The following is an 18,289-nucleotide window of genomic DNA, read 5'->3' on the forward strand; positions in this document are numbered from 1 at the left end:
TCCATAAATTATTGTTTTGCACAGCGAAACTAGAGTCCGCTTGGCGGTTTAATTCTAGAGTTAATTGGAGAACAATGTAAGCGAAGCATGATGTGATGAAGCCGGCTTGCAACAGGCGAAAAAAAACCGGGGTTTTTAGACCCCGGCAAAGTCCTGCGCCTTGATGGAATTACGGGCAACTACCGATGACGTAATAGCCGGCCGAGGTCTGCGCCAGCGTCGACGTATAGAAGGTATTGTTCAGGCCCATGTTCTGGTTCGAGCCATTCGCCAGCGCATAGCCGCCGCTCGCATGGGCACGGCCTGCCGTCACATGCGCGTAGTTGCTGGCATTGGTCGTGGTGCACACAAAACCCGAGGTCGTGCTGCCGCTCACCGTCGCCGAACGCGCGCTCTCGACCCCGCCGTTGCCGAGCGCCGAGACCTGGTAGCTGTAACTGGTCGCCCCCGCCAGGCCCGTATCCGTGTAGCCCGTCGATGCCAGCGCCGCGCCATTGACTTTGCTGCCGTTGCGGTAGACGTTGTAGCCGGTGGCGCCGTTCGACGCGTTCCAGGTCAGGGCGATGCTGCTGGCCGTGCGCGTACCGACTGCAAGGCCGGCCGGCGCCTGTAACGCCGGTGCGCTGCCGACCAGGAACTGGGCGATGTTGCAGGCAGCCGACGTCAGGCCGGTGCCGCTGTCGGTGGCGGTCACGCTGCCGCTGTAGTAACCGTCGGCGCGGCCGGTATAGGCTTTACTGAAACTGGCGCCGCTGCCGGCGGCCGCATCGTTCACCGGCGTCGGCCCGTCCAGCACGACCTGGTAACTGCCGATCGGTCCGCTCGCAGCGCCGTTGATTGTCACGGTCGAGCCAAGAACGCTGGCGCTGCACGAGGCCATCGATGGCGGCGCCGCGCGCGCCACGCGCAGGTTGTTCTTGAACCAGAAGTCCATGACGAAGGATGGATAGTTCACCTTGGTCGCGTCGACATAATTCGTGCTCTGGCCGCCGCTGCCGGCGGGCCAGGCGTGGCCCATGCCGGTGACCGTGATCTCCGAGGTGCGCACCTTGCCGGCGGCATCAAGGTAGGGGATGTTGCTGCCGCCGGTGGGCACGCTCACGGCCGCGCCCTTGGTGAACGTGCCGCCGTAGGCGATGCGCATCGCTGCCGCGTCGAGCGGCCCATACCCCTGCGCCACCGTGTAGTCGCCCGTGCCCCAGATGACGCCGGCAACCTGCGTCGCGAACTGGGAGACATTCGTGCCGGCCAGGTTTTTACAGTTGTTGCCGGCGGTGCTGGCCGTGTACCCGGACGGGACCATGCCGATCTGCGTGGTCGTCACGCCCGGCGGCGGACCGGCATTGATGCCCAGGCCCGCGAAAATGTCCGGCGCCAGGCAGCCCATCACCATGGTTTGGGCGCCGCCCGAGGACAGGCCGGTGACATACACCTGCTTCGGATCGATCGCATACTGCGGATTGCTGACGAAACGGTTGATCAGGTCGAGCAGGATGCCCGAGTGGCCGGTGCTGCGGCTGTGGGTGCTCTTCGCCCAGTCCCAGCAATGCACGCCATACAGGTTGCCGGTGGCGTTCGGCGCCAGGATGACGGCGCCGTACTGGTCGGCCACGCCTTTCCAGTTGTAGCCCTTGTCGCTTGTGCCGTCGATGACGTCGCCGACGGCGCTCTGGGAGCAGCCGTGCAGCACCAGCACCAGTGCGCGCTTGCCGGCCAGGGACGGCGCCGTGGCCGGCCAGTAGTAGTAGCCGGTGAGGGCGCCGCCGTTGACCGTATCGGTGGCCCAGGTCTGGTTGCCGGACCAGGCGCCGGGTCCGGCCTGTACCTGGGCCTGGGCGCCAACCCAGGGGGACAATGCAGCGAGAAGAACAGCCTGGCGGGCCGCCCGTTGGAAATTGAATGCCATGTAAAGCCTCCGTTGCGTGAAGCACGTTGATCAACCCGGGCGTGAGGACGCGACGGCGTCGCACGGGCGCGCCGGGATGGGTGACACGGGAAAGCAGGCAGCTTGCGAATGAACGCTAGGAGGCGGGCGAAGGAAAAGTGGGCATGGCTTGTCTCCGGCTGTCGGTATAGTTATCGCGACGGGAAGTCGCCAGGGTATTCTAGGCTTGAATGAACACGGCACAAGCGGCACGCAGGCACGCCGTTTGTGCGGTTTTGCACAGCGCCGCGGAGGGGCCACGAACCCGCACGGACATAAAAAAACCGGGGCACATCGAATGGCCCCGGTCGTTTGCGGTCGCTTGTCAAATCAATCGCGCATCAGTTCCGCAATCATCTTCACCGGCGCATTGCCGTAACTGAGGAACTGGTCGTGGAACTGCTTCTGGTTGAAGCGTTCCCCCAGTGCCTGGCGGCGCTGCTCGCGCAATTCCATGATCTCGGCATAGCCGCTGAAGTAGCTGGTCAGCTGCACCGACGACAGCTGCACGCGGCGCCACTTCTCCGTCGCTTCCTGGCGCGTCTGGAAGGCCTGGCGTGTCAACAGGTCGAGTGCCGCCTCGCGGCCCATGCCGTTTACGTGCACCGAGTAGTCGAGGATGGTGTTGGTGACGCTGCGCAGGTTCCACTTCGAGTACATCAGCCACATCTCGGGCGCGTTGCCGCCGTAGCCCGACTCCAGCATCATGCGCTCGCCGTACACGGCCCAGCCCTCGACCATCGCGCCATTCCCGAACAGGGATTTGACGAGCGAGGGCGAACGGTTCGCGTGCACCAGCTGGGCGTAATGGCCGGGGATCGCCTCATGGATGTTCAGGATCTGCAGGATCCACTCGTTGTACTCGCGCAGGCTGCTCTCGGCCTGCTCGGCGGACAAGCCATCGAGCGGCGTCACGTTGTACCAGGTCTTGTCCTTCGGACGGTAGGGTCCGGGCGCATCGATGCTGGCGCCGGCCACGCCGCGCTGGTACATCGGCGTCTCGCGCACTTCCAGCGGTTTGCCCGGATCGAGCGTGAGCAGATCGTTCTTGATCACCCAGTCCTGCAACAGCGGGATCTGGCGCCGGATCTCGGGGAAGAAGTTTTCGCGTGCGACGTGGCGCACGGATAAACGGTCGATCAGCATGCCGATCTTCTGGAAGCGGTCGTTCGGCTTGTCCGTGCCGGCCATGTAGCGCGGCCAGAGTTCGTCCGAAATCGTGTTCATCCGCGTGAGCAGTTCTTCGCGTGCCGCCAGCGCCTTGCGGTAGGTCTGCTCGGCGCTGCTGGCCGATTGGATCTCGAGCGCGAATTTTTGTTCGTACAAGGCTTTCCCGAGCCTGAACGGGCGCGCCTTGCCGCTGGCCGACTGGGTCTTTTCCAGGTTGCTCAGGAAGTCGACATACCCGATCACGGCACTGCCGGCGGCGGCGATGCGGCGCGCGAACAGCGCCTTTTCCTGGGCATTCAGGATCGAGCTTTGCGCGGCCTGGCCAAGGTCGGCGAGCACGACCAATGTGCCCGGCGCCTGCGCGATCGCCAGCTGCGTGTGTTCGCGCGTCGGGTTGACGATGGAGCCTTGCGCCGCCTGGTAATACGCCGGCACGGTCGCCAGGCGTTTCAGGATGGTGCGCAGGCGCTGCGGTTTCGCGGCGTAGTCGGTATTGAGGACCAGGTCGAGCGGCTGGGCGATGTTGTACTGCGCCGGGTTCCATTCGAATTCGCGCAGCGTCGTCAAGCGCCAGCGGTCGTTTTCCAACTTGTTGACGAGCAGGGCGAGGTCGGTGCGCTGGCGCGGCGACAGCTGGCGCGTGTCGATCTTGCCGAATTTCTCGAGCCACTCGTTGGCGAACGCGAGTTTTTTCGCGCGCGTGGCGGCATCGGGAAGCGTCAGGTTGGCGGCGGCCTCGAACTTGCCGACCGCAATGGCGCCTTCCGGATCGACGCGCCACAGCGCCGTCAGGTACTGCATGCCGAGGCTGTCGACTCGGCGGTCGAGGCGCTTTTCGTTCGATGCAGGTGCCGGGCTTTGCGCCTCTGCCGGCTGTGATGCAACGGCCGCAACGACGGTGCCCGTGGCGGCAGCGGCGGCCAGCGCCTTGCCCTTGCCTGGCTTGCCCTTGGCTTGCGCCCTGGCGACCGGGGCGGCGACGCGCTTGGCGGACGCTTTCGATTTGACGACCTTGGCCGCTTTCGGCTTCGCCGTTTTGGTTTGCTTGGCGCTGGCCGGCGCCAGCGCGAGGCTGGCGATCATGGCTGCCAGCAGGAGTTTCGTTTTCATCATCGTATTCGGCCCGTAAAGATGGAGATGTCGGGTGGGCGGCGCGGCTAAGCCAACGCGGCAGCGCGCCAGATTAGCATTTTTCGCGCGGATTGCGTTTCCGCGGGTTTGTATCAGGTCAGCTTGCAGGGCAGTCCATCAATCGACGGAGCCGGTGCGGATCAGGGCCTGGTGGCGCGCATTGACGATGGCGACCGCTCCCTTGCCGCCTGCGATGTTGGTCAGGACGATCTCACTGTCCTGCGTAAAGCGGTGCTTGACGCGCACCGTGTACGAGCGCGTGGCCCAGCTACGAAAGCCGTTGACGTAGGTCGCTTCGTCCATGTCGCGCCACTTCACGCCGGTAATACCCTGCTTCCATGGCAGCACGCCCGAATGCACCCAGACGCCAAGCTCGTCCATGTACAGCTGCACGCTGCGCACGTGCAGGAACTCGTAGGCCACCAGCAGGGCCGACAGCAGCAGCACCGCGAGCGCCGCCATGTCGTGCCACAGGAAGGCCAGCGGCAGCAGCACGCCGAACAGGATCACCGCCAGCGCCAGCACGCCGGCATACGCGAGCCAGGACTTGACGCCGATGACCTGGGCTGTCGACGAGGCGAGCGCGTTCTGTTCGTCCATATCGGTGTTCCGTTACAAAAGCGGAATCATCACATGGAATGCCCGGCAGCGCTACCCACCCAGCCCCTGCTGCAGCATCGCCAGCATCTCGCCTGGCGCCATGCGCGCCGACAGGTCGCCCCCCTCCAGCAGGCTGTCGGCCAGGTCGCGCTTGTGGCGGTGCAGGTCGACGATGCCTTCCTCGATCGTGTGGCGCGCTACCAGGCGGTAGATCGTCACCGGGCGCAGCTGGCCCATGCGGTGCGCGCGGTCCGAGGCCTGGTCTTCGACTGCCGGGTTCCACCACGGGTCCATGTGGATCACATAATCGGCTGCGGTGAGGTTGATGCCGACCCCACCCGCCTTCAGGCTAATGAGGAACAAATCGCCTTCTCCGGCCTGGAAGGCGTCGACCCGCTTTTTACGCTCCTGCATCGGCGTCGAGCCGTCGAGGTACTGGTAGCGGATGCCGCGCGCATCGAGGTGCTTGCGGATCAGGGACAAATGATCGACGAACTGGCTGAACACGAGCACCTTGTGGCGGTTCTCGAGCAGGCCATCGAGCAGGTGCGCGAAGGTGGCCAGCTTGCTGCTCGGGATACCCAGGCCAGGCGCGACCAGCTCGGGATTGCAGCAGGCGCGGCGTAATCTCATCATCTCGGCCAGGATCGCGATCGATTTCTGGCTCTGCGGCGCCTCCAGGGACGCCAGTTTATCGAGCGCTTCGCGGCGCAGCGATTCGTACAGCGCCGTCTCCTCCGGGCTCAGTTCCACCGGGAGAACGATCTCGGTGCGCGGCGGCAGCTCGGTCAGCACCTGGCTCTTGGTACGGCGCAGGATGAAAGGCTGCGTCAGGCGTTTCAGGCGTGCCCGCGCCGCGCTTGCCGCGCGCTTGTCCTGCGCCTTTTCGATCGGGCCGGCAAAGCGCAATTGAAACTGGTCGGCGCTGCCGAGCAGGCCCGGATTGATGAAGCGGAACAGGTTCCAGAGTTCTCCCAGGTGGTTTTCCAGCGGCGTGCCGGTCGCCACCATCCGGAAATCGCCCTGCAATGCCATCACCGCCTGCGAGCGGCGCGTCGCCGCATTCTTGAACGACTGCGCCTCGTCCATCACGATCGTGTGCCAGCGCTTTTTTGCGAACAGCGGCGCTTCCAGTTGCAGCAGGCCGTAGCTGGCGACGATGACGTCGAATTTGTCCGCCCGCTCGATCATGTCGGCGCGCTCGCCCGGCCCGAACAGTTTGATGTTCAAGGTCGGCGCGAAGCGCTCGGTTTCCGCGATCCAGTTGGTGCACACCGAGGTCGGCGCGACGACCAGGGTCGGGCCGTTCGGCGCGCGCAGCAGCATCAGGGCCAGCGCCTGCAGGGTTTTGCCAAGTCCCATGTCGTCGGCCAGGCAGGCGCCGACGCCCCAGTGCGCCAGGCGCGCGAGCCATTCGAAACCTTCGCGCTGGTAGTCGCGCAGCTCGGCCTGCAAGGTCGACGGCAACTGCGGTTCATAGGCCACGTTGTCCGCCATTTTCTTAATATGCGCACGCCATGCCTTGTCCGCTTCCACGGCGCCCGCACCAAGGGCCAGTTCTTCCAGCGCGAAGCTGGCCAGCGGGTGCACCCGTAACACCTCGCCGTCGGCGTCGGTAAAGGCGGCGACATCGAGCAGGCGCCGGTGCAATTCGTTCGTCAGCGCGAGGAACTGGTTGTCGCCCAGCGCCACGAAGCGCCCGTCGCCGGCGCGCACTTTGTCGAGCAGCGCGCGCAGATCCATCACGCGGCCCTCGTCGATGGCGACTTCTCCGTTCGCGGCAAACCAGTCCTTGTCGCGCTTGATGTTGATGCGCACCGAGGTCGACGCCACCTTTTTGCTGACGCGGAAAGGCTCGCCCTCCGGCCAGCCGATCACGACGCGCGATGGGTCGATCTCCTGCAGTTCGCTGACCAGCTCCAGGCACCCGATCGGTTGCCCGAGCAGCCATTCGCCGTGCTCCTCTTCGGCGCTCTCGAGCGCGCGGCAGGAGGCGACCAGCTCGCGCTCGGCTTCGCGCTCGGCGTTCAGGTCGCGCTTGGCTTCGGTGCGAATGCCGTTGAAATCGGCGAGCACGCGCTCGGCGCCGCTGCCGGGCGCGTAATAGGCGCCGGTATTGGGCAGCGGACGCACCAGGATGCGCATGCGCAGGCCGTGCTGGTAGGGCAGCAGGTGCACGTGCAGGCGCGCATCGGCGGCGATTCGTTCGATGTCGGCGGCGCTGGCGCCGATGTCCGACTGCACCGTGACGATCGAGGAAATCGCGCCGATCGCTTGCAGCACGCGCACCTCGGCCTCGAGCGGCACGACCAAGGCTTCGCCGACGATCGCCCCGATGCGGCGGTGCTCGTCGCGCACGCGCACCACGCGCAGGCGGGTCGGCGTCTCGCGCGACACGACCACGTCGCCACTGTTCTCATGCACGGGCGGACGCAGCGAGATCGTCACGTGTTCGCGCGCCGCTTTTACCAGCAGTTCCGGCTCGCCCGGCAGCAGTTCGACCCGGGTGCCGGGCGCATCGAACCAGAACAGCAGCGGGTGGCCGATCAGCGCCGATAAAGCTTTGTCGAGATCGAATTCGTAGCGCAGGCCGCTGCCGTAGTACTGGCGAGAAGCGCCGATGGAGGATACCGCCAATACATCCTGCGCGCTCAGGAAGTCGAGCGTGCCCGCGTCTTCCGTCAGGCGTTTCAAGCCCATCGGACGGCCGCGGCTCCAGGCGCCCTGCGCGTCGCGCTTCTGTTCGCGCGGTTCGAGCTCCTGCACGCCCAGGTGCTCGTCGTAGCGGATCAGCCAGACCAGGCGCGACTCCTTGACCACCTCGACGTTCACGGCCGGCTGCAGGTTGATCAGCGCATTTAATTGACGCTCCCAGGGCTGCTCGCGCTCGAACCAGTGGGTCATGTCAGTGAAGCGATGCTGCTGGCGCAGGGCGATGGCGCGCTGCTCGTGACGAATGCCGCCCAACTGGCCGAGCAGGCCTGCCAGCTGGCTGCTCAGGAAATCGAAGCCGGCGCTTTCCGCCTGGGCCAGCGCTTCTTCCAGCCGGGCGCGCTGGCTGGACAATTGCGGCATCCCGAGCCACCAGTGCAGCAGGGCGCGGAACAGTACTGGCTGCAGCGCCGTTTCCCAGTTCCGCGACGGCAGCACTTCGGCGTCGACCGTGCCGCCGCGGATCTGGCGCAACATGCTCAATTGTTGATAGACGGCCGTGTCGTGGCTCTGCACGGCGCGCGTGGCGCTGTCGAGATAGCTCTCGACGGCCTTCCCGTGTTTCGCATCGGCGCGCCGCAGCAGCGCCGCCACGTACAGGTGGCCGCCGATGCCCCCGAACACGGCCTTTCGCTTGCCGGTCTCGCGCCGCAGCAGCTTCAAGGCCGCGTCGAAGCCGCTCAGTGCTTCGTCGATGTGGTCGCGCAGGAGCAGCAGCACGCTGCGGTAGAACAGCGCGGCCGAATCGTCGAGGTCCTGCAGCAGCGTTCCCGCGTCGTCCAGGCGGCCGCACAGGATCAGGTGTTCGGCCAGGGCGATCCGCAACGCCATCGATGCGCCGCCCTGCGCCACCTGCGCTTCGGCATAGGCGCGCACCGCCGGCGCCATGGCCGGCTCGCGCTGGACGTGGTTGATCAGCACCGTCAACACTTCGTCGCGCAGTGCCGGGTTGATACGCTCGATCAGGCCTGGTTCGAACGGGTGCGCGCAAATCTCGACCAGCGGGTGCAGATACGCCGCTTCGTGGCAGCGCAGGCAGGCATTCAGCAGCGGCGCAATCGATTTCGGACCGTCGCCACCGATCAGCGCCATGCGCAGTAGCGCCACGCCCTGGCGGTAACTGCGCAGCACCGGAATGCCCTGCCAGTCGCGCCGCAGCGGGTTGAACACTTCGTAGATCTCGCGCATTTCGCCGAAGCGGCCGCTACGGAGCAGGAAGTCCATCGCAGGCCACGCGATGTCCGGTTTGATGATGGTGCCGCGCCCGGTCACCATGCTGGTCAGGCCGTGCTGTTGCAGGATGGCCAGGCAGTCGGCAAGATGCTGGTCCGAATCGAGCACGCTGAGCGCGTCGAGTTGCTCGCCCAGGCGCGTGCGCCCGAGCGGCTCGCCCGCCAGCGCCAGCACGGCGAGGATGGTCTTCGGGACCGACGAGCAGTGCTCGAAGTGGTGGAGCAGGGATGCCTCGTTCATGCAGCCAGGTTCTCGATCTCCAGCTGCGGCAAGCCTTCAGGCAGCGCAATGCCGAACACGCGCAAATAAAACGCCAGCTCCGCTTCCAAAGTACGCACCACGCTGTCGGCCTTCCTGAAGCCGTGTCCTTCGCCCTCGAGCGTGAGGTAGGCCACCGGAACGCCGCGTGCGCGCAGGGCATCGACCATCGTTTCCGACTGCTGCGGCGGCACGACCTTGTCGTCCAGGCCCTGGAAGAAAATCATCGGGCGTTTCAAGGCATCGGTGTGGTGGATCGGCGAGCGCTCGCGGTACACGGCCTGGGCTTGCGCCTTTGGCGCGATCAGGTATTCGTTGTAGTGCGATTCGAACTTGTGCGAATCGGCGTCCAGGCCGGCCAGGTCGGACACGCCGTAATAGCTGGCGCCGGCCTTGAACACGTCGTGGAAAGTGAGCGCGCACAGGGTCGTCAGGCCGCCGGCGCTGCTGCCGCGGATCAGGAGGCGGTCCGCATCGACCAGCCCCTGCGCGGCCAGGTGGCGCGCGCCGGCCACGCAATCCTCGACGTCGATGACGCCCCACTGGCCCTTGAGCAGGTCGCGGTAGAGGCGCCCGAAGCCCGAACTGCCGCCATAGTTCACGTCGAGCACGGCGAAGCCGCGGCTGGTCCAGAACTGGGTCGCCAGTTTCAGGGTGCTGGCCGCCATGCTGGTCGGGCCGCCGTGGCCGATGACGATGAGGGGCGGCAGCTCGCCGGAGGGAAGTTCGAAGTCGTCATTCGCCGGCGCGTAATAAAACGCGTAGGCCGTGCGTCCCTTCATGCTCGGATAGCGGATGCTCTGCGGGACCGACAGATAACCTTCGCCTGGTAAATCGTCGATTGATTGCACCAATACGGTGCGTTTTCCATTCTCCGGGTCGATCAGGGCGATTTCCAGTGCGATGGTCGGCGAACCGGCCAGCACGGCGACCAGCTCCGGCGAGACACGCACTTCCTTGATCTCCTGGTACGGCGTCTCGATCGGGGTCAAGGCGCAGCCGCGCGTCGACAGGCGGCCCAGGCGGCTGATGCCGTCCTCGATATAGGTGCAGATGATTTCGTCGTCCGAGCGGAACCCGTACATAGAGCCGCCGAAGTTCCACTGCGGCCCGCCGAATTCGGCGTCGCGCGGGCACAGAGGATGCACGACGCCGGCCTCGAAGCGGTACAAATTCCACCAGCCGCTGCGGTCCGACACGAAATGCAGCAGGCCGCCGGGCGACCATTCCGGCTGGCAGATCGATTCATCCATGCCGCCCGCGATCAGGCGTCCGTCGACCAGGCTGCCGTCGGGGTTGACATCGGCGACCCACAGTTCGGTGCCCTGCCACGGCATGCGCGGGTGGTCCCAGCACAGCCAGGCCAGCTGGCGCCCATCCGGGGACAGGCGCGGCGCCGCATAAAAGTCGTTGCCGTCGACGAGGACGGTCTCGCTGCCGTCGAAGCCGACCGCGCAGATGGTATTGACCGGATAGGCTTCGCCCGCCAAATGATCTTCGCGCACCGCGACCAGGCGGCTGCGCGCGCGGTCCGGCACGAAGTCGGCATAGCGCACGGCTGCCTCTTTCGTCAGCATGACGGGTGCGCCACCGTCCTCGGCTCGATAAAGATGGTTGTCGGCGAAATGCGAGAACCAGACCGTGCCGCCATCGGCGGCATACGCGCCGCCGCCATACTCGTGCACGCGGGTGCGTACATTGAACGGGGCCCCCGTGAGTTCGGCGGCCGCGCCTGCGCGCAGGCGCTGCAGCGTGGTGCGGCCCGCTTCGCTGGCGCGGCCGGCCAGCCACAGCACGTCAGGCCCGTCGAGTGCGATCTGCGACAGCGGCACGGCGCCGGCCGCAACCACGGCGGCGCTGATCGGGGAAATCCAGGTACCGCTCGCGGCGGCCTGCTTGCGGGGCGACTCAGTCATGGTGGCATCGTATGGCTTATCAACGTTGGAACCACATTATATGAGTCCACGCCGATGGACGGCGTTCGCGGGCCTGCCGCAGTGGAAAGGCAAGGAATGCGATAATAGCCGTCCTCCGACGTCCTTTATTGTCAGCCATGCCACAATTTGCTCCGCTCAAGAACGACACTTTCCTGCGCGCGCTGCTGCGCCAGCCGACCGAGTACACGCCCGTATGGCTGATGCGGCAGGCGGGGCGCTACCTGCCGGAATACCGCGCCACGCGTGCGCGCGCCGGTTCGTTCCTGGGCCTGGCAAAGAATCCGGACTACGCCACCGAAGTGACGCTGCAGCCGCTCGACCGCTTTGCGCTGGATGCCTCGATCCTGTTCTCGGACATCCTGACGGTGCCCGATGCGATGGGCCTGGGCCTGTATTTCGCCGACGGCGAAGGCCCGAAGTTCGAGCGTCCGCTGCGCACTGAAGCGCAAGTGATGGCCTTGAACGTGCCCGATATGGAATCGCTCGACTATGTCTTCAAGGCGGTCACGCAAATTCGCACCGAGATCAATGGCCGCGTGCCGCTGATCGGCTTTTCCGGCAGCCCGTGGACGCTGGCCTGCTACATGGTCGAGGGCCAGGGCTCGCGCGAGTTCCACACGATCAAAAAGATGCTGTACGGGCGTCCGGACCTGATGCACCGCATCCTCGACATCAACGCCACCGCCGTCGCCCAGTACCTGAACGCGCAAATCGACGCTGGCGCCCAGGCCGTCATGATCTTCGATTCCTGGGGCGGGGCACTGGCCGACGGCGCCTACCAGGAATTTTCGCTGCGCTACATGGAACGCGTGCTGGCACAGCTCCAGCGCGAGAAGGATGGCGTGCGCATCCCGGCCATCGTCTTTACCAAGGGCGGCGGCATCTGGCTCGACGAGATGGCCAATTGCGGCGCCGATGCGCTCGGTCTCGACTGGACCGTGAACCTGGGCCGCGCGCGTGCGCTGGTGGGCGAGCGCGTCGCCCTGCAGGGCAACCTCGATCCGGCGATCCTGTTCGCCTCGCCCGAGCAGATCCGTGTTGAAGTCGAACGCTCGCTCACTGCCTACGGCGCGCCGTCGGAAGGCTCCGGCCACGTGTTCAACCTCGGCCACGGGATCTCGCAATTCACGCCGCCCGAGTCGGTGACCGCGATGGTGGAAGCGGTGCACAACTTCAGCCGCGACCAGCGCACACGCTGATTAAAAATGTTGCAGCGCCGCATATCTGATGCCGGGCACACGCATGAAATGTGCTTGCAATCTCACACTTGTACACATGTTGCGGAACAGCGGAATTTGAACCTGTGGACATGTGCACTGGTCCCGGGGAAATCATAAGTGTTTGAAATTGCTCGGGTTTATCTTTGAATCCTGGCATACATGAATACCTGGAATTTATGCTTTCAGCATAGAAACCGCAGTTTCCCAAGTCTTGTTCACAAAGTTATGCACAGGCTGCCCAGCTCAGCGATAAAATTTTCATTGTTTACGGGTACTTAGGCGCGGCATTGCAGAGTCTTGTTTAAATATCCACGCGGCCTGAGCATTTACGAGAAGAAAAAACGTAGTTATACACAATCCTTGCAATGTGGGAAGCGAGTTGCTGTGGACTACTTCGTTATTTGCAAGTCATTGAATATAAACGATTTATTTCGCCTTGTTTGCGGCTGATCCGTACATCATTTGCCTTAACGTAAACTTCTTCAGTGGTCAAGCGGATCATTCTCCACAAAGTTTTCCACAGCTTTTATACAAGGTCGGACATTGGCGCACTGCATCCTTCGAATTGCACTCGATACACCGCTCAACAGCGTGTTCGATTATGGCTGGCCGCATGAGGAGGGCAGCACGCCCCAGGTCGGCCAGTTGGCGCTGGTCAGTTTCGGGCGCCGCGAAGTCGTCGGGCTGATCGTCGAGATCGCGCACGAGACCGAGGTGCCGCCCGATAAACTGAAGAACGCGATCGCCGTGCGCGAGCAGCTGTCGCCCCTGTCGCCGCAATGGCTGGCGCTGGCCGGCTTCGCGGCCGATTACTACCAGCGTCCGCTGGGCGAAGTGGCGCTGCCCGGCGTGCCGAAAAATGTGAGGGTGCCGACCACCGTGGCGCTCGATCGCGCACTGAAAAAAATGGCGAAGCTGGCGCCGCCGGGCGATCCGGCGCCAATCGGCATGCCGCCGCTGAACCCGGAGCAGCAGGAAGCGGCCGATGCCATCGGCGGCGCGCTCGGTTTTACGCCTTTGCTGCTGTATGGCGTGACCGGCAGCGGCAAGACCGAAGTGTATTTGCAGGCCTGCGCCCAGATATTGGCGCGCGACCCGCAGGCGCAGATCCTGATCCTGGTCCCCGAGATCAACCTCACGCCCCAGCTCGAGGGGAATATCCGCGCGCGCTTCCCGGGCCTGATGCTGGCGACCCTGCACAGCAGCCTGTCCGAAGGCGAGCGCATGCTGCACTGGTTGGCTGCGCACCAGGGCCAGGCGCGCATCGTGCTCGGCACGCGCCTGGCGATCCTGGCCTCGCTGCCGCACCTGCAATTGATCGTCATCGACGAAGAGCACGACCCCTCCTACAAGCAGCAGGAAGGCCTGCGCTATTCGGCGCGCGACCTGGCCGTCTGGCGCGCGCGCCAGTTAAGCATTCCGATCGTGCTCGGTTCGGCCACGCCCTCCCTGGAAAGCTGGCACCACGCCTTCACTGGCCGCTACCGCAAGCTCGAATTGCGCGAACGCGCCGTACGCGACGCCGTGCTGCCGACCGTGCGCCTGCTCGACATGGAACGCGACAAGCCGAAGGACGGCCTCACCGCCGGCCTGTTGGGCGCATTGCGTCAGCGCCTGGAGCGCGGCGAACAGTCGCTGCTGTTCCTGAACCGGCGTGGCTATGCGCCCGTGATCACCTGCGAGGCCTGCGGCTGGATCAGCAACTGCACGCGCTGCACCTCGTTCATGGTGCTGCATAAACCCGAGCACCGGCTGCGCTGCCACCACTGCAGCCTCGAGCTGCGCATCCCGCGCCATTGCCCGACCTGCGGCAACGTCGACCTGCAGCCGCTCGGACGCGGCACCCAGCGCTTCGAAGAGGGACTCACGGCCATGTTCCCGGAGGCGCGCATCCTGCGCATCGATGCCGATTCCACGAGAAAAAAGGGCAGCGCCCAGGAAGCCTTCGATACCGTGCACCGCGGCGAAGTCGACATCCTGATCGGCACGCAAATGGTCGCCAAGGGCCACGATTTCAAAAGGCTCACCCTCGTTGGCATCCTGAACCCGGACACGGCCCTGTTCTCGCAGGATTACCGGGCCAGCGAGCGCCTGTTCGCGCAGCTGATGCAGGTGGCGGGCCGCGCCGGGCGTGCCGGTCTCCCCTCCGAGGTGCTGATCCAGACCCGCTACGCCCAGCATCCGCTGTATTCGGCCGTGGTGCGGCACGACTACGACCGCTTCGCCATGAACCTGCTCGAGGAACGTCACCAGGCTGCGCTGCCGCCCTACATGTACCAGGCGCTGCTGCGTGCCGAGGCGCCGGAACTGGCCACCGCGATCGCCTTCCTGGAAGAAGCGCGCGACATCCTGCCGTTTGATACGGTGACCATCAACGATCCGATCCCGATGACGATGACCCGGGTCCACAATGTCGACCGCGCCCAGCTGCTGGTCGAGTCGCCCTCGCGTCCAGCCCTGCAGGCGTTTTTGAAGGAATGGTTATCCCTGCTGCGCGCGCTGAAAAGCCGGGTGCGCTGGTCGCTGGAAGTGGACCCGCTCGACATTTAAGTTTGAAACGGCGTATCGTCGCAGTAGCTATTACGGAGAACAAGCATGAACAAACGAAAAGTCGACGTCGCCATTATCGGCACCGGCACGGCCGGCATGTCGGCCTACCGCGCGGCCGTTGCCCAGGGCGCGCGCACGGTCGTCATCGAAAGCGGTCCCTACGGCACCACCTGCGCCCGGGTCGGCTGCATGCCGAGCAAACTGTTGATCGCCGCCGCTGACGCGGCGCACATGTTCGACGTCGCGCCGGGCTTTGGCGTGCATCCGGGCGAGAAACGCATCGATGGACGTGCGGTCATGGCACGCGTGCGGGGTGAACGCGACCGTTTTGTGGGCTTCGTGCTGGAAAGCGTCGAGAGTTTTCCGATCGAAGACCGCATCCGCGGCCATGCCCGCTTCACCAGCCCGCACACTTTACAAGTCGACGACCATACCGAGATCGAAGCGGCGCGCATCGTGATCGCCACCGGTTCGACGCCGGTGATCCTGCCGCAACTGACGGATGTGGGGCCGGGCATCGTTACCAGCGACGACGTGTTTTATTGGGACGATTTACCCGCCTCGGTGGCGGTGATCGGCACCGGCGTGATCGGCCTGGAACTGGGCCAGGCGCTGACGCGCCTGGGTGTCAAAGTCAGCCTCTTCGCGCGCGGCGGCAGCGTCGCCCAGCTCAGCGACCCGGAGGTGCTGGGCGCAGCGCGGCGCACGCTGAGCGGGGAACTCGACCTGCGCTTCCAGACCGAAGTCGTGCGCGCCGAACAGCAGGGAGATACCGTGCTCCTGATCACGCGCGACGCGCTCGGGAAGGAAACGAGCGCATCGTTCCAGTACGTGCTGCTGGCAACCGGCCGCACGCCGAACGTGCACGGCATGGGGCTGGAACAGACGGGGTTGACGCTGGGGCCGCATGGCGTCCCCGACTTCGACAGCCGCACCATGCAGTGCGGGACCAGCCACATTTTTATCGCGGGCGATGCAAATAACGAGCTGCCGCTGCTGGCGGAAGCGGCCGACCACGGCAAGATCGCCGGTGAAAACGCGGGCCGCTATCCGGACGTGCGCCCGGGCCTGCGGCGTACGCCTTTGGGCATCGCATTCACTGAACCGAACATCGCCACCCTTGGTAAAAGTTACAAGGCGCTGTGCGAGGGCGGGAGGCCAAAATTCGCGATCGGCCAGGTCTCGTTCGAGAACCAGGGCCGCAGCCGCGTCATGTTGCAGAACAAGGGGATGCTGCGGGTGTATGCCGAGTATGGCTCGTGCCGCTTTTTGGGCGCCGAGATGATCGGGCCGCGCTGCGAACACATCGCGCATTTGCTGGCCTGGGCGGTGCAGGCGCATATGACGGTGCCGCAGATGCTCGACATGCCCTTCTATCACCCCGTGATCGAAGAGGGCGTGCGCACCGCGCTGCGCGACCTGGCGGCGAAGCTGGCGAAGGGGACGAATCACACGGATGCGGCCGATTCGGAGCCGGGGACCTAAGGGTCGGCAATGACCGGCGCAAACATATCCACTTGCGCCGGTAGAATCAATTCAGATAACTCGCGTCCAGGTTCCCCTGCTCTGCCATCTGGCGCACGATGCGCATCGTGTCGATATCGGCTTCCTGGTAAGCGGACTTCTTGAATTCCTCGTACATCTTGGTCGCACCGTCGGTCGACTCGCCCATGCCGTCGTCGTAACTGAAGCGCACGTACAGCATGTGTTCCGAGGGCGCTTCGATCGTCATGGTGAGCCTGGAAGCGCTGATGTCGCCCTGGGCCGGGACTTCATAGCGCACTTCGTGCAGCGGGGTGAGCAGGACCGTGTCCTCGACGACCAGGTCGCCATAGCGCAGGCGGCGTTTGAAACTGCCGGCTTCGCGCGCGCTGATGTCGCATTCGTCGAGGTGTGGAATAAACAGCTTCGGCGACTCGGCGCGGATCACCAGGCCGCGCCAGACCTGTTCGCGGGTCAGCGTGTCCATCAGCGGGTTGAGCGGGTCGTTTACTTCAATCAGGTGTTCAAATTTCATTGTGTGGTGCTCGTAATAAGGGTGGGGGCGATGGTAGCCGATATGGTGTCGACGCGGGTGGCGCTCAATTCGACAGCAAAATCGCGTTCTGCCGGCGCTGCAGGAAGGCAATGCCAATCAGGATGGCGAAAGAGATCGCCAGCAATACCGATGCATATGCGTGCGCTGTCCCATAATTCAACTTCTGCGCTTCATCGTAGAGCGCGATCGAGGCCACCCGGGTCTGCCCCGGGATATTCCCCCCTAACATCAGCACGACGCCGAATTCTCCCATCGTGTGCGCAAAGCTGAGCGAGACGCCGGTGAGAATTCCATGTTTCGAGAGCGGCAGCACGATCGCCCAGAAGGTCTGGCGCTTCGTTAAACCGAGCGCCAGCGCCGACTGCACCAGGTCGCGTCCGACCCCGCGAAACGCCGCCTGGAAAGGTTGCACCGCGAACGGCAGGCTGTACAGGACGGAACCCGCCACCAGGCCGGCGAAGGAAAACGGCAAGGGATGGCCGAACACCGACATCCAGGCCGCGCCCACCGGCTGCTGCGGCGCCATCAGCATCAGCAAATAGAAGCCGATCACGGTGGGCGGCAGCACGATCGGCAGGCTGACCAGGGTCTCGATAAAAATGATGCCGCGCATCTTGCTGTTGTTGAGCCAATTTGCCAGCGGAATGCCGAGCACCAGCAGCACGACCGAGGTGACGGCGGCAAGCTGCAGCGTCAGGCCGATGGCGTTCCACAGCTCGGAGGGGAAGTGCCACTCCGTCATTCGGCCGCGCCCGGGGGCACACTAAAACCGTTGCGCGCCAGGATCGCCCGTGCCTCGTTCGATGCCAGGAAGCGCACGAAGCCGGCCGCATGCGGGTTGCCGGTGCCGGCTTTGGTGACGATCACCCCTTGCTCGATCGGCGCCAGGCCGCTCAAGGGCACGAGCGCATGGCGCCCGACCCCTTTCAATTTGGTCGCGTGCAGGGTGGCGAACGAAACGATGCCGACTTGCGCATTGCCGGTCTGGACGAATTGCGCCGTCTGGGCGATGTTTTCGCCAATCACGAGTTTCGGTTGAACCTTGTCCCACAAGCCATCGCGCACCAATGCCGCCTTGGCCGCGCGGCCATACGGGGCGGTGACCGGGTTGGCGATGGCGACCCGTTTTACGCGCGCGTCGGCGACCAGGGCGGCCAGGCCGCGTGCAGGATCGATCTGCGGGTCGAGCGACCACAGCGCGATGCGGCCGATGGCGTAGGGCATCAAGGTCGCCCCGTCAGCCACGCCGAGCTTGCCCAGCTGGCGCGGATAGTCCATATCCGCCGACAAAAACACCTCGAACGGCGCACCGTTGCGAATTTGTGCATAAAAGTTGCCGGATGCGCCAAGCGAGACCTTCGGCTCGACGTCGGGTGCCGTTTTCCGGTACGCGGCAACGAGTTCGTCGATACAATAGCCGAGATCGCTGGCCGCGGCGACCAGCAGCGGACGCGCCAGCGCCGGACCGGCCAGGGCGCATGCCAGTAACAGAATAAGCAATTTTTTCATGCTGAAC

General features: G+C 64.7%; 11 protein-coding genes. 3 read left to right on the forward strand and 8 right to left on the reverse strand.

Translation table 11 applies throughout. The features are described from left to right. Nucleotides 1-169 precede the first annotated feature (169 nt). The 5 genes from ACHAC9_RS16025 to ACHAC9_RS16045 all read right to left on the reverse strand — a co-directional run bounded on the left by ACHAC9_RS16025 (nt 170) and on the right by ACHAC9_RS16045 (nt 10,944). Complete coding sequence (locus tag ACHAC9_RS16025; RefSeq protein ID WP_435761123.1) at nt 170-1,906, reverse strand: extracellular catalytic domain type 1 short-chain-length polyhydroxyalkanoate depolymerase; 1,737 nt, start codon at nt 1,904-1,906, stop codon at nt 170-172. 348 nt (nt 1,907-2,254) lie between these two features. Continuing rightward, nucleotides 2,255-4,207, reverse strand: a complete 1,953-nt coding sequence (locus tag ACHAC9_RS16030; RefSeq protein WP_435761125.1) for a DUF885 domain-containing protein — start codon at nt 4,205-4,207, stop codon at nt 2,255-2,257. Between the two features lie 135 nt (nt 4,208-4,342). Next, nucleotides 4,343-4,825 carry a hypothetical protein gene (locus tag ACHAC9_RS16035; RefSeq protein WP_435761127.1) on the reverse strand — a complete coding sequence of 161 codons (483 nt, stop codon included), beginning with the start codon at nt 4,823-4,825 and terminating at the stop codon, nt 4,343-4,345. 51 nt (nt 4,826-4,876) lie between these two features. After that, nucleotides 4,877-9,010 carry a DEAD/DEAH box helicase gene (locus ACHAC9_RS16040; RefSeq protein WP_435761129.1) on the reverse strand — a complete coding sequence of 1,378 codons (4,134 nt, stop codon included), beginning with the start codon at nt 9,008-9,010 and terminating at the stop codon, nt 4,877-4,879. Further along, on the reverse strand, nt 9,007-10,944 hold the full coding sequence (locus ACHAC9_RS16045; RefSeq protein ID WP_435761131.1) for a prolyl oligopeptidase family serine peptidase: 1,938 nt from the start codon (nt 10,942-10,944) through the stop codon (nt 9,007-9,009). The genes ACHAC9_RS16040 and ACHAC9_RS16045 overlap by 4 nt, the downstream gene beginning before the upstream one ends. Nucleotides 10,945-11,081: 137 nt before the next feature. Here ACHAC9_RS16045 and hemE point away from each other — a divergent pair, with 137 nt between their 5' ends. From hemE to ACHAC9_RS16060, 3 genes are all read left to right on the forward strand, one after another. After that, entirely contained in the window at nt 11,082-12,164 is a 1,083-nt protein-coding gene (hemE, locus tag ACHAC9_RS16050; protein WP_435761133.1) for a uroporphyrinogen decarboxylase, read from the forward strand. A gap of 564 nt (nt 12,165-12,728) precedes the next feature. After that, nucleotides 12,729-14,735: a primosomal protein N' gene (locus tag ACHAC9_RS16055; RefSeq protein ID WP_435761135.1), complete on the forward strand. Its 2,007-nt coding sequence runs from the start codon at nt 12,729-12,731 to the stop codon at nt 14,733-14,735. Nucleotides 14,736-14,780: 45 nt separating this feature from the next. Next, a complete protein-coding gene (locus tag ACHAC9_RS16060) occupies nt 14,781-16,220 on the forward strand; it encodes a dihydrolipoyl dehydrogenase (protein ID WP_435761137.1) in 1,440 nt (479 codons plus the stop codon). A gap of 46 nt (nt 16,221-16,266) precedes the next feature. On the opposite strand, the gene ACHAC9_RS16065 is transcribed toward ACHAC9_RS16060, so the two are convergent. From ACHAC9_RS16065 to modA, 3 genes are all read right to left on the reverse strand, one after another. Continuing rightward, nucleotides 16,267-16,752, reverse strand: a complete 486-nt coding sequence (locus tag ACHAC9_RS16065; RefSeq protein WP_435761139.1) for an SRPBCC family protein — start codon at nt 16,750-16,752, stop codon at nt 16,267-16,269. 64 nt (nt 16,753-16,816) lie between these two features. Further along, a complete protein-coding gene (modB, locus tag ACHAC9_RS16070; RefSeq protein WP_435761141.1) occupies nt 16,817-17,515 on the reverse strand; it encodes a molybdate ABC transporter permease subunit in 699 nt (232 codons plus the stop codon). Then, on the reverse strand, nt 17,512-18,282 hold the full coding sequence (gene modA, locus ACHAC9_RS16075; protein ID WP_435761143.1) for a molybdate ABC transporter substrate-binding protein: 771 nt from the start codon (nt 18,280-18,282) through the stop codon (nt 17,512-17,514). The genes modB and modA overlap by 4 nt, the downstream gene beginning before the upstream one ends. Between the last annotated feature and the right edge of the window lie 7 nt (nt 18,283-18,289).

Source organism: Massilia sp. CMS3.1, assembly GCF_051262535.1.
Classification (GTDB): domain Bacteria; phylum Pseudomonadota; class Gammaproteobacteria; order Burkholderiales; family Burkholderiaceae_D; genus Telluria.

Bases quoted from the DNA above. Each gene is read 5' to 3' on its own strand.
- modA (WP_435761143.1), bottom strand. From the start codon at position 18,282: ATGAAAAAATTGCTTATTCTGTTACTGGCATGCGCCCTGGCCGGTCCG.
- ACHAC9_RS16065 (WP_435761139.1), bottom strand. From the start codon at position 16,752: ATGAAATTTGAACACCTGATTGAAGTAAACGACCCGCTCAACCCGCTG.
- ACHAC9_RS16040 (WP_435761129.1), bottom strand. From the start codon at position 9,010: ATGAACGAGGCATCCCTGCTCCACCACTTCGAGCACTGCTCGTCGGTC.
- ACHAC9_RS16030 (WP_435761125.1), bottom strand. From the start codon at position 4,207: ATGATGAAAACGAAACTCCTGCTGGCAGCCATGATCGCCAGCCTCGCG.
- ACHAC9_RS16045 (WP_435761131.1), bottom strand. From the start codon at position 10,944: ATGACTGAGTCGCCCCGCAAGCAGGCCGCCGCGAGCGGTACCTGGATT.
- ACHAC9_RS16035 (WP_435761127.1), bottom strand. From the start codon at position 4,825: ATGGACGAACAGAACGCGCTCGCCTCGTCGACAGCCCAGGTCATCGGC.
- hemE (WP_435761133.1), top strand. From the start codon at position 11,082: ATGCCACAATTTGCTCCGCTCAAGAACGACACTTTCCTGCGCGCGCTG.
- ACHAC9_RS16060 (WP_435761137.1), top strand. From the start codon at position 14,781: ATGAACAAACGAAAAGTCGACGTCGCCATTATCGGCACCGGCACGGCC.
- ACHAC9_RS16025 (WP_435761123.1), bottom strand. From the start codon at position 1,906: ATGGCATTCAATTTCCAACGGGCGGCCCGCCAGGCTGTTCTTCTCGCT.
- modB (WP_435761141.1), bottom strand. From the start codon at position 17,515: ATGACGGAGTGGCACTTCCCCTCCGAGCTGTGGAACGCCATCGGCCTG.